Origin of the sequence: uncultured Sanguibacteroides sp. (assembly GCF_900543425.1) — a bacterium.
In the GTDB taxonomy this organism is placed as follows: Bacteria; Bacteroidota; Bacteroidia; order Bacteroidales; family Marinifilaceae; genus Gabonibacter.
The window spans coordinates 1-11861 of the sequence record NZ_UQRQ01000041.1 but is presented as its reverse complement, the minus strand read 5'-3'; the positions used below and the strand labels follow the sequence as shown (position 1 = coordinate 11861).

General features: G+C 40.5%; 10 protein-coding genes. 5 read left to right on the top strand and 5 right to left on the bottom strand.

Going from position 1 to position 11861, the window contains the following annotated elements; translation table 11 throughout:
* Positions 1–70 precede the first annotated feature (70 nt).
* The 5 genes from QZR76_RS13770 to QZR76_RS13750 form a co-directional block, all read right to left on the bottom strand.
* Positions 71–1039, bottom strand: a complete 969-nt coding sequence (locus QZR76_RS13770) for an NAD-dependent epimerase/dehydratase family protein (protein ID WP_041503129.1) — start codon at positions 1037–1039, stop codon at positions 71–73.
* Between the two features lie 100 nt (positions 1040–1139).
* Complete coding sequence (gene rnhA, locus QZR76_RS13765) at positions 1140–1625, bottom strand: ribonuclease HI (protein ID WP_294143381.1); 486 nt, start codon at positions 1623–1625, stop codon at positions 1140–1142.
* 4 nt (positions 1626–1629) lie between these two features.
* A complete protein-coding gene (locus QZR76_RS13760; RefSeq protein WP_294143380.1) occupies positions 1630–2640 on the bottom strand; it encodes a DUF3089 domain-containing protein in 1011 nt (336 codons plus the stop codon).
* Positions 2641–2860: 220 nt separating this feature from the next.
* The gene (locus QZR76_RS13755) at positions 2861–4189 is read right to left on the bottom strand and encodes an amidohydrolase family protein (RefSeq protein WP_294143379.1); all 1329 of its coding nucleotides are present in this window, start codon (positions 4187–4189) and stop codon (positions 2861–2863) included.
* Positions 4190–4354: 165 nt separating this feature from the next.
* Positions 4355–4528, bottom strand: a complete 174-nt coding sequence (locus QZR76_RS13750; RefSeq protein WP_294143378.1) for a hypothetical protein — start codon at positions 4526–4528, stop codon at positions 4355–4357.
* Between the two features lie 208 nt (positions 4529–4736).
* On the opposite strand from QZR76_RS13750, the gene QZR76_RS13745 reads away from it, so the two are divergent.
* The 5 genes from QZR76_RS13745 to QZR76_RS13725 all read left to right on the top strand — a co-directional run bounded on the left by QZR76_RS13745 (position 4737) and on the right by QZR76_RS13725 (position 11560).
* Complete coding sequence (locus QZR76_RS13745; RefSeq protein ID WP_294143377.1) at positions 4737–6617, top strand: heavy metal translocating P-type ATPase; 1881 nt, start codon at positions 4737–4739, stop codon at positions 6615–6617.
* Between the two features lie 5 nt (positions 6618–6622).
* Complete coding sequence (locus QZR76_RS13740; RefSeq protein WP_294143376.1) at positions 6623–7045, top strand: transcriptional repressor; 423 nt, start codon at positions 6623–6625, stop codon at positions 7043–7045.
* Between the two features lie 462 nt (positions 7046–7507).
* Positions 7508–7900, top strand: coding sequence for a hypothetical protein (locus QZR76_RS13735; RefSeq protein WP_294143375.1), 393 nt, complete (start codon positions 7508–7510; stop codon positions 7898–7900).
* A gap of 101 nt (positions 7901–8001) precedes the next feature.
* On the top strand, positions 8002–11340 hold the full coding sequence (locus QZR76_RS13730; protein ID WP_294143374.1) for a hypothetical protein: 3339 nt from the start codon (positions 8002–8004) through the stop codon (positions 11338–11340).
* A gap of 94 nt (positions 11341–11434) precedes the next feature.
* Positions 11435–11560, top strand: a complete 126-nt coding sequence (locus QZR76_RS13725) for a hypothetical protein (RefSeq protein WP_294143373.1) — start codon at positions 11435–11437, stop codon at positions 11558–11560.
* The last annotated feature ends 301 nt before the right edge of the window (positions 11561–11861 follow it).

Here is an 11861-nt window from a genome sequence, read left to right as displayed (position 1 = left end):
CGTCAATCTAAAATCCGAATAAAAAACTCCCGATTTTCTAATCGGGAGTTTTTTATTCATAAAGATTATCTTATTTGATCAATCCTTTGTCGAATTTTTCTTTTACTTTGACCAACATATCGTTTGTCATGCTGGTAAGATCGTATTTCGGAGCCCAGCCCCACTCTTGACGAGCACAAGTATCGTCCATACTGTTAGGCCAGCTGTTGGCAATGGCTTGTTTTACCGGGTCGATTTGGTAATCCATTTTGAACTCCGGGATGTGTTTGCGGATTTCTGCTGCTATTTGCTCTGGTTCGAAACTCATGGAAGCGATATTAAAGCTGTTCCGGTGTTTTAATTTGGTCGGATCGGCTTCCATCAATTGTACTACGGCATTTAAAGCATCCGGCATATACATCATATCCATGTACGTACCTGCTTGAACATTACAGGTAAAGGAGCCTTTACGAATGGCATCATAGTAGATTTCGACAGCATAGTCCGTGGTTCCTCCGCCGGGTAAGGTTACGTAAGAGATCAATCCCGGGAAACGTACGCTTCTCGTGTCAACCCCGAAGCGATGGAAATAGTAATCGCTTAAAAGTTCTCCCGTCACTTTGCAAACACCGTATATGGTCGTGTTGGACCGTTGCAGGGTGTCTTGCGGTGTTTTATCTTTAGGGGTATCGTTACCGAAAGCTCCGATGGAACTCGGTGTGAATACGGCGCAATTGTTATCTTTGGCGATATACAATGAGTTGGTTAATGCCCCGATGTTGATGTCCCAGGCTAATTTCGGATTCTTTTCTCCGGTAGCGGATAATAGAGCTACTAAATTGAAAATAGTATCGATACCGTATTTTTTTACAATAGCGGTGTAAGCTTCTCCATCCAATGCATTTAATGCTTCGAAAGGTCCGGCTTCTGCTAAAGCTTTACATTTGTCAGCACTGATATCGGCTGCCACTACATTGTTATTTCCGTAAATGGATCTTAAATGAGGAACAAGTTCTGATCCGATCTGTCCTCCTGCTCCGACGATTAATATTTTTTTCATCCCAATTGTTTTTTGATGAACGATTTACTTTTGTTTGTTCTCGCAAAAGTAATTATTTAATGTGATCGTTGGATTAACAAAACGAAATTTTTTTTGCCTTTCAACTAAAAATATTTTCGTCGGATCGACCGATAGCTTCATAATAGTCATCTATTTGTAGATGTGGACTTTTATAAGCTTCAACGGCGAGTTGGTCGCACCTCTCGTTTTCCGGGACATTGGCATGTCCTTTTACCCAAATAAATTTCACCTGGTGTCTTCGATAGAGCGTTAGAAATTTTTTCCATAAATCCGGATTTTTTTTGTTTTTAAATCCTTTTTTTTCCCATCCGAATACCCATCCTTTTTCCACCGCATCGACCACGTATTTCGAATCCGAATAGACGGTCACGTTACAATGATCGAATCGCAGGGCATTCAGCCCGATAATAACGGCAAGTAATTCCATGCGGTTGTTGGTGGTAAGACGGAAACCTTCCGATAGCTCTTTCCGGTGAGAACCGGAGATCAGAACTACCCCGTATCCGCCGGGACCGGGATTGCCGCTTGCGGCTCCATCCGTGTATATGGTGATATTATGGGCCATGTCTTTATTGATGATGTTTTTTTTGATAAGCGTGAATTCTGTCGATCACGTTTTTTCGAAGATTTTTAAAATAGAGGTTCAATTCCTGTACATGAAAATTTCCTTTAGGGAAAATCCGGGCAATGGAAGGAATAAAGTAGGGATCGGGATTGATGTCTGGAACAATTAAAACATGATATACCGGATCTATATGGGCGCCCGTGAGGCAGGCCGAATCTGATTTGATATTCCCTTTTCTGTCCAGAAATACAGTTCCCCGGTTCAATGACCGATTGGCATGGGTCGTATCGGTTTTCCAGTTTAGAGGATTGATACATACTTTGTTACTTTTGAATAATGGGGCGATGGCGTTGGTATCTGTAACACTGTTGAAGCAGATGGTAACACCTGTATCCGTGGAGTCCTTGGCTGGACGCAGGTACGGATAGTGCTCCAACTCCTCTTTTGTGATATAAAAACCGATCGGATAGGCAGCCACGAGTTGTTGGGAAGTGGTAGCGTTCAGTTTGTGTTTGAGTAACTCGATAATCGATTTCGCTCCTTGACTATGACCGGCCAGAATAAAAGGACGTCCCTGATTATAATGTTTTAGATAGTAATCGAAAGCATGTTCAATATCTTGCAAAGCCGTCGGATAACGCCGATTCGTGATCTCTTCTCCATTCATCCATGATTCCATGGTGATTTGCCGGTAGTAGGGGGAGAAAAAGTTACAACTGTCGGCAAAAACCCGTTTCCCCAGCAAGATAGCAGGAATTAACATACGGCGTTGTTGTTTATTTTGGATATCCATATGGTGGAGGGTATCTCCTTTATCGTTTTCCCAATCCCATATACAGGTCGGAGCAACGTAAAAGACATCCGTCTTTTTATCGAAAGTCATTTCCCCGGGTTGAAACCAGCTGATGGTGTCGGCATAATTCGGAGGTGCCGGTAATGTCGGGCTTATCGTTCGACAAGCATAAATCATCAGCACGAATAAAACCAAAATAAAAAAGAGTTTGTCTTTTTTCATAAAGCGAGTGATCGGTTCGTGAGAATGACAAAAGTAACGATTTTGTTTTTAGTTTGCCCCGGGGAAGGCTCTAATTTAAAATGTATGAATAAAAAGTTGGCCGAGAAGAGACGAATGAATAGATATTAAAAATACAGCGGGTAGTTGCGTAAGTTGCTGTTGCTATTCTCCTTTTTTGCTCTCTCGACCAACAAATCGTATTTGTTGTATGAAAAAAAGATTATAATTCGTTTTTGTAAATTTTTCCGTCTTTCATAATGAATTTCAAGTTCTTTTGAAAGTCGACGACCACCTGAATGTCTTGCAGGGGGTTACCTTCGTATATCAACAGATCGGCGTAAGCTCCTTCTTTAATGACTCCTAATTCTCCATCGGGATAAGGATTGAGTTTTCCTGACAGGGCAAATAATTCGGCATTTAGGGAAGTTGCTTGTTTCAGTACCTCTACCGGCGTATACCATCTTACTCTGCTGGTAAATTCGGCCATGCTTTGAGGTGCGATGCCCAAGTTGCCGAATACATCGCTTCCGAAAGCAACTTTAACACCGTATTTTTTAGCTAAATTCATCTCGTTTTCCGTTCCTTTTCGTACTTCGAGAAATTTTTGTGGATTCGAAGAAGTTTCCGGATTTCTTGTTGTCCAATAACTTTGAGGGACTAAAAAGGCATCCTTTTCTTTGATCATTTTCATCGCCTCTTCATCGATTAATTGCCCGTGTTCGATACTTTTTACTCCGGCGTTAAGTGCCCGGATAATAGCGGTAGGAGTGTAAACGTGAACCCCGACGTAAGTTCCCCAATCGGAGGCTGCTTGTACTCCAGCTTCCAATTCTTCTTTCGTGAATTGAATCGTATGTATGGGATCGGATTTACTTGCAATTCCTCCTCCCGCCATCATTTTGATTTGAGTGGCTCCGTGCCGGAAATTTTCCCTTACTGCATTTAGGATTTCGCTACGTCCGTCTACGATATAGGACCAACCTTGTAATTGGAAGAAATTTGCATTGTTTCCCGTCCAATGCGGGTTCATGTCGTTGGGATTCCGCATATCCCCGTGTCCGGCAGTTTGGCTAATGATTGCTCCCGACGAATAGATGCGCGGTCCGGGAATTAACCCTTCGTCAATGGCTTGTTTAAGTCCTTGTACGGGGCCACCCATATCCCTGATCGTCGTGAATCCCTGCATTAGAAATTGTTCGGCCATTTTGGTTGCTCTAATTGCCAGGTAGACCCAATTGGCATTATTGTAAGCCTTATCCATGGGCATGGTAAACATCAGGTGAAGGTGAGCATCCGACAATCCGGGAATTAACGTGTTGCCTTTCCCGTCGATGATTTTAGCTCCGTCAGGAATCGTGACGCGTGGGGCTACTTGTTTAATGTGATTTCCTTCAATCAGTATCTGATAATTGTTTTTTAAAGAGTTTCCCATTCCATCCCAAACATTGACGTGGGTGATGACAATGATTTGATTTTTTGTTGGTTCGGCTTTAGACGTCGAATACGATAAAGTGATCATTAATAGGATAAACAGACGGAACATTTTCATAAAAAATTATATTATAGCTGATTATTCGTTTTTCAATGTGAAAAAGTTACATAAAAAACGAGAATCGATAGAAATTCTTAAAAAATAAGAAAATTTCAATAAGATGGGCCGGAAAGATTTATTTCAGGGCATTCAACATGTTCTTCCCGGTCCATCATTATGGGTTTAAATCTCATTGTTTTTTTTCTTTTTCTTGAATTCCTCTTCATCGAACTGGGTTTGTTCCATTTGTGAGGCTCCTACCCAAGGCTTATCTTGTTTTGACGAAATGTTCCTGACAGCGTGTTTGTCTTCTTCGTGATCCTTTTTTCCTTTGGTTTGTTTTTTCTCTTTTTCCATGATAGTTTATTTTGATGTTAGCGTTTTGTACCAAAGAAACGAGTCGGTCTGAGAACAGGTTTCCAAAATTCCTCCTTATTATTATTAAATATAGTATTGAAAGTTGAAATGTTCTCTTTGAATAAAAAATACCTGTTTCGATGGCTTTCTGCAATTTTGCAACTTGGTTGCAAGGGTTTGATCTTATTTTTGTCATAAAAACAATAAGATGATGAAAAAATATAGAGCAGAATTGTTTTCCTTCCTGTTTTTGATAGGTGGAATTTTAATGGACGAATTCGGTGGAGCGTGGTTCCAGCAACCCTATGTTCGATTTATATGGTTCTTTATTGCGGCTCTTCCGGTTACGCTTCCGGTCTTAAAAGAGGCGTGGGAAAGTATTTGTGAAAAAGATTTTTTCAACGAGTTTATGTTGATGGGATTGGCTACTATCGGGGCCTTTTATATCGGGGAGTATCCGGAAGGAGTGGCGGTGATGTTATTTTATGCCGTAGGCGAACGATTCCAGGATCATGCCGTAGGTAGAGCCCGGGCCAATATAAAGGCATTGTTGGATGTTCGGCCCGATACGGCATCTGTTATAAGAGAAGGTAAGCGGCTGAAAGTATCTCCCGAAGAGGTGGAAATCGGAGAAGTTGTAGAGATCAGAGCTGGCGAGAGGGTTCCTTTGGATGGTGAATTATTGAGTGAGAAGGGTACTTTTAACACGGCGGCTTTGACCGGAGAAAGTGTCCCCCGGGTTTTTCGAAGAGAAGAAACCGTGTTGGCCGGGATGATATCGACCGATAAAACGGTAGAGATTCGGGTAACCAAATCGTATGACCAAAGTGCATTAGCCCGGATATTGACTTTGGTTCAGGAGGCATCCGAGAGAAAAGCTCCAGCAGAGCTGTTGATCCGACGGCTTGCTCGTGTTTATACCCCCATCGTGACTGGCTTGGCCTTGTTGATTGTCTTGATACCGTTCTTCTACTCTCTGGTACAACCCGGATTCGAGTATGTGTTTAACGATTGGTTATATCGCGGATTGGTTTTTTTAGTGATCTCGTGTCCTTGCGCTTTGGTTGTCAGCATACCCTTGGGGTATTTCGGTGGAATCGGGGCTGCTTCCCGTTTGGGAATACTCTTTAAAGGGGGCAATTATTTGGATGCCATCACGAAGATCAATACGGTCGTATTCGATAAAACCGGGACATTAACGGAAGGGATTTTCGATGTGCAGGTTATCGATAATGCCGGGATAGTTGCAGATGAAGAGTTACTTCATCTGATTGCCTCCGTAGAAGAAGGCAGTAATCATCCGATAGCCAAAGCTATTGTGAAATATGCCCGGAACTGTGGCGTGACATTTTCCCCGATAAAAGACGTAACGGAGATGGCCGGATACGGATTAAGGGCATCGGTGGCCGGAAAAGAGATTTTGGTCGGCAATGTTCGTTTACTGGTGAAAGAGGGAATTGCTTTCCCGTCAGCTATTCTGGAGATCCCGGAAACCATTGTGGTTTGTGCAGTGGATAAGCAATATATCGGTTATCTTCTTTTGGCAGATGCCGAGAAAGAGGATGCTTTGACGGCCGTTAAAGGACTTGAAAAATTAAAAATTCATAATATTCAGATCCTGTCGGGTGATAAACAGGCAATAGTTTCTAAATTAGCAAAGCATTTGGGTATTGGTAAAGCGTACGGAGATTTGTTGCCCGAGGGTAAAGTAAAACATATGGAGGTGCTGAAAAAGGATAAAGAAAACCGGATTGCTTTCGTGGGAGACGGGTTGAACGATGCGCCAGTTTTAGCTTTAAGCGATGTCGGTATAGCCATGGGAGGATTGGGTAGTGACGCTGCTATCGAAACAGCGGACGTGGTTATTCAAACGGATCAGCCGAGTAAGATCGTGACGGCCATACAGGTTGGGAAGCAAACGCATCGGGTGATTTGGCAAAACGTGACCTTGGCCTTCGGTGTAAAAATAATCGTGTTGTTGTTGGGAGCTGGCGGATTGGCTACTTTATGGGAGGCTGTATTTGCAGATGTCGGCGTCGCTTTATTGGCAATATTGAATGCGATAAGGATACAGAAATTAATAAAATAAGAGCTATGGATGACAAGATATACTTGGATAAGTTTGCCCAAAGAGGTATTAAACCGACGGCCATACGAATATTGATACTGAAAACAATGATGCAGTTTCAACGGGCAGTCTCTTTGCTGGATATCGAAACGGCGTTGGATACGGTCGATAAATCGACGATCTTTCGGACAATCACCTTGTTTCTTGCTCATCATCTTATCCATGGAGTAGACGACGGTTCGGGCTCTTTGAAATATGCAGTATGCAGCAATGATTGTTCCTGTGAAGTAGATGATCTGCATACCCATTTTTATTGTGAAAAATGTCGTCGTACGTTTTGTTTTAAAAATGTACATGTCCCCGTGGTAGAAGTTCCCGACGGATTTTCTATCCGGACAATTAATTATGTTTTAAAAGGTTTGTGTGCGGATTGTACAGCTCGAGAATAGAATCCGGGTAGAATGTCGAAGAGAAGAATTTTATAGCCTTTTAAAAAGGATTCGTTGTGATTGAGCGGGATTAGCGGTTTGTTTTATCGATTTGGAGAATGTTCATGCGATGCAGAAGACTCTTTTTGTTACTTCTTTTGACTTGTATCGATAATTCTGCTTTTTTAATAAAATACAAGAGTAAATCTATTTATTGAAATTATTTATGGGCCGCCTTAATTTTAACACTTGTTTATTCCATCGATGTTCAAACTAAAATAATCTCCTGAGCACTTGCAAATGGCAAATAAAATTATTAATACTTAATTTGAAACAATCGGTTTATAAGGTGCAGTAAAGGCTATCTTGTTGTAAATAATGTGTATATGAATAAAATAATTTTATCCTCTTGTTGTTTTGTTTTTTTTTTACATAAATTTGACGATGAAGTAAAAATAAACCAAAAACCTAAATCTTCAAATTATGAAAATGAACGTGAAAAAATTATCGTTGATTTTAATCGTCAATTTTATGGTTGTGTCTCTTATGGCATCGACCATTACTGTTTTTTCTTTCGGATTTTGTAAAAAATCTGATGGCGAATTTTTAACCGGAATGGAAGTTAAAGTTTCTTCGAGTGATTCGAATGTAGCGACGGTAAGTCCTACTACTTGTATTACAAGTAACAATGGTCGTATTGATGTGTATATAACTCCAAAGGAAAATGGCAGATGTAATATTGTGCTCAAATGGGAAGTGGATGAGTTTGAATTTGAGCATACTTTTGTGATTACCGTAAAAGATGGTGATGAAGGAAAAGTGATAGAATCCAGCCTTCTTCCGGGTTATATTTATCTGATACGTGTGGATGTATGATTGGGTGTATACGATAAGATCGTCTGAATGTTTTTTCGTTTTTTGGGGAGAGGAATTGACAGAGGATTTTTTTATTATGCGAAACGAAAGATTATATAAACATGATGAATAAGACAGACATAGAACAATTCCGGGTCGTGAGTGCCAATAGTTCACGAGTTGTTCGGCGGAACTGGCTATTCCGATTTTTTTGTATTATAACGCTGGTACTTGTTATTTCGTATCAAGTGTGTTTACAGAGTCATTTTTTTAAATCAGGGCCGCCTGCCACGAGTTGGATGTTTTCTTCTTTTATTCCTTATATAAATGTCTATTTCTTTGTTTTTTTCTCTATTTTCCCCCTTTTGTTGCTTCCTTCTGTTTTTTTTAAAAAAGAGAATCGGATGGATTCTCGAGAAGTGATATATGTCCGTCCGGAAAATAACATAATCTATATATTAGGGCTATTTTGGGGACTGTTGCGGAATTTTTTGATTGTAACTTTTATTTCTCTTTTGCTTGCGGCTGCTATTCATCTTGTAGGGAGTTGGCATCCTTTTGCATGGGAGCCTTACGTGTTCTATTTTTTCACGTTTGTCATACCTTCTATGGTGTTTTTGTCAGGCTTATCTTTTTTTGTCTTTGTTTTAACAAGTCATTCAGGACTGTCTGCAATACTTTTGGTCGGTTACATCATGGTCGGTGTGTTTTTTTGCGGAGATTACGCTTGTAGTATATTCGATCCCATGGGGATGAGTCTACCCGCTACACTCTCAGATATGTCTGGCCATCCGAGCTTGTGGGTATACCTGAGCCATCGGCTTTGTTACTTTTTCTTGGGAACGGGTTTCCTGTTTCTCTCTGCATTGGCTCTCCGTCGTTTGCCGAACAGGCGGGAAGATCATCCCAGGAACTGGACGATCGTATTAATGTTGGCAGGTTTCCTGTTCGGTGCAATAGTCTATTCTTCTTATTACACGTTTAGAAATTCTCGTTCGTTATATAGGAATACGTACGAGAAATATGATACAAGAAACAGGTTGATACTCGTAAGTCAGGATATGACATATAAGCCCGTAGGGAATGAAATGTCTGTGAAAACTCAGCTAAAGCTTTTCAATGACTCGAGTGAAGATGTCTCTCCCGTGGTACTTTATTTGAATCCTTCTTTACGAGTGTCTCGAATAAGTGTCTCGGGTAAAGATATTTCGTTCGAACGGGAGAATCAGGTGATTTGTATTCCATGTATCGTATCGCCGGGGGATGAGCTGTTCATGGAAATGGAGTATGGTGGGACAATCGATGAAAATATATGTTATCTGAATATTCCGGAAGATGAAATTTTAAACACGAGGGATAGAAGTTACCTCGTTTCCCGTTACGGTAATCGTCACGTGTTTTTAGGTAGTGATTACACTTTGCTGATTCCAGAGAGCCTCTGGTACCCGGTCACGATTCCGCCCGGTCACGATAATTCTTTTTATTGTGGGGATCGAAATTTTACCCGCTACCGCCTGAATGTGATTTCTGAAAACGGGAAGATGGTCTTGTCTCAGGGACGTCGAACGGAAACGGGAGATGGCGTTCTGTTTTGCCCGGAATATCCGTTGTCGGGAATATCGCTTTGTATCGGAGATTACATGCGTCGAATGGTAAGAGTGGATTCCACGGATTTTGAGTTATATCTTTGGAAGGGGCACGAGAATTTACTTTCCGGAATGAATTTTACTGAAGATGAATTGAGAAAGGCCATATCGGAAATTAAAATAGATATAGAGGAACGATACCAAAAGAGTTATCCTTTCCGGCGATTTATGATGGTGGAGACTCCGGTGTCTTTCACGAGTTATTACCGTCAGGCTTTGGGACGGAGTGAACAGGTACAACCTGAAATGCTTTTTCTTCCGGAACGAGCGATAAATCTGTCCGAAACGAATTTTAAAAGAATTCTTGCTCGTGATTCTATTCTAACACATCCTTCGTGGATGAAATCCCTGACCTCCTCTTCTCTGTTAAAAAGTTTCTTAAGTGGTAATTTCTTTAGAGAATTTCGAAACGAACAAGAAAAAAACTTAGCAGAAAGACTGTATCTTTCCCGTTCATGGGCAACATTTCGCCAGAAGATGAATCCATATAATCTTTATTCCTTGTTTTACGATGAATCGTTTTTTGTTTACTCTGAGAAATATCCGGTGATGAATACCATATTCAACACGTGGATGAGAGGATTGGGGGGAGAAAATCTTTCTACATCGATTTTGACCGATGATTTTTTCAAGGCTTTAACTTGTCTGAAAAAAACGACTTTTCAAGAAATTCTTTCTGACTCCAATAATAGATCGGGATCGATAATACAGGAACTTTTTAAATTGAAAACTCGTGACTTGGAAGATCGTTTTCTGGTAAAAGGCATTGAAAAAGGAAAAATAAAAACTTTTTTACGCGACTTCATTTTTGCTCACCCTTTTCAACGGATTTCTTTTGAGAAATTGAAAGATTCGTTTAATCTTCGTTTTGGTGTGGACTTTCTTGATCCGTTGCCGGTTTGGTATACAAGCAAGCAATTCCCTGTTTTTCTAATAAAGAATTTACCTGTCGAGTATATTGAAAAAATTGATAATAAGGGTGATAGGAGTTATGGCTTCCGAATTTCACGTAATATATATAATAAGAGCGATGTGGATGGGGTTATTTCTTTTATTCTTGAGGATGAGGGGGAAACTGTTGTAAAAAATTATGTTATTCCTGCCCGATCCCGGAAAAAGCTGGTTTTTAATTATTTCCCGCGAACCTCTTATTTAAGAATGCTTTTGAATACTCATTTTTCAGGGAATCTTCCGCCAGTAGAAGAGAAGACGTTCCGGTTGCCAAAGTTTCCTGACAAAATCACGGAAGACACGATACAGGGGTGTTTTGATGCGGCGGAATCTTCTTTTTGGATTGCTCCTGGAGAGACGATCGTGGATAATGAGGATGAAGGATTTAAAATACAGGATCCTCCCCGAAGGTTTCGTTTGAAAGATTTGTTTATAAAGGAGGGGTTAGAACGTGATTACAAATTGTATTTTAATTCCAGAATGTCCGTTTTTGATGTTTGGACTCCCTTTATAGACGAAAGATATTATGGTGAAATTGTTCGAAGTGCCGTGGGTAAGAATATCGGAGATGGGAAAGGATGTGTAGAATGGCATGTCCAAATAGAGATGTCCGGTTATTATGAAATCTATGTATCTGTTCCGACTTCTATCGATGTGGACAATCCTCCTTATCACTATACCGTGTATCATGATAAAGGGAAAGATGAGGTTGTAGATAATCGACACGGTTCTCCCTCCGGTTGGGTTTCTCTTGGAAGGTATTATTTGTCTGCGGGAGAGCATAAGGTGAGTTTAAGCGATAAGGGAACAGATCGCCAACAACGAATTTACGCGGATGCGGTGAAATGGGTATATGTGAAATAATTGTAGGAAACAATTTTAGTGACAATCAGACTAACTTACTTAATATGTCTGATATTAAAATGGATAATGATGAAAATAGTATATTTATGTTTACTTGTACTTTTTTTATTTTACTCTTTTTGCCCAGCAACGGAAGGCGGCAACAGCTGTTTGGGAAGAAGAAGCGGTTAAAATGGAAGTTGAAAGAGTGGATAACGTGCTTAGTCTTACCGGTAAATAAGCGAAGGAAGTATTCACTTTATTTAATAGTGCCTATAATAAAGCGATGGAATATCGTATGTTATATATGAAAGAGATAAATATTTTACGTGAAGAGATAAAAATGTGATATGAAGGTTCTTCTGTTGCAGATAGTTTACTCGTCGAGAACTTCGTTACGAACCCGCTATCCCTTCGTTCGAATCCCTGTATGTTATGGATATATTTTTAGGAGAATAAAAAAAAGAGGCTCTTTTTAAACCTCTTCTTGTGGGCGCTGAGGGATTCGAACCCCCGACCCTCTGGGTGTAAACCAGATGCTC

Coding starts and splice junctions, on each gene's coding strand:
- QZR76_RS13770 (WP_041503129.1), bottom strand. CDS start 1,039: ATGAAAAAAATATTAATCGTCGGAGCAGGAGGACAGATCGGATCAGAA.
- rnhA (WP_294143381.1), bottom strand. CDS start 1,625: ATGGCCCATAATATCACCATATACACGGATGGAGCCGCAAGCGGCAAT.
- QZR76_RS13760 (WP_294143380.1), bottom strand. CDS start 2,640: ATGAAAAAAGACAAACTCTTTTTTATTTTGGTTTTATTCGTGCTGATG.
- QZR76_RS13755 (WP_294143379.1), bottom strand. CDS start 4,189: ATGAAAATGTTCCGTCTGTTTATCCTATTAATGATCACTTTATCGTAT.
- QZR76_RS13750 (WP_294143378.1), bottom strand. CDS start 4,528: ATGGAAAAAGAGAAAAAACAAACCAAAGGAAAAAAGGATCACGAAGAA.
- QZR76_RS13745 (WP_294143377.1), top strand. CDS start 4,737: ATGATGAAAAAATATAGAGCAGAATTGTTTTCCTTCCTGTTTTTGATA.
- QZR76_RS13740 (WP_294143376.1), top strand. CDS start 6,623: ATGGATGACAAGATATACTTGGATAAGTTTGCCCAAAGAGGTATTAAA.
- QZR76_RS13735 (WP_294143375.1), top strand. CDS start 7,508: ATGAAAATGAACGTGAAAAAATTATCGTTGATTTTAATCGTCAATTTT.
- QZR76_RS13730 (WP_294143374.1), top strand. CDS start 8,002: ATGATGAATAAGACAGACATAGAACAATTCCGGGTCGTGAGTGCCAAT.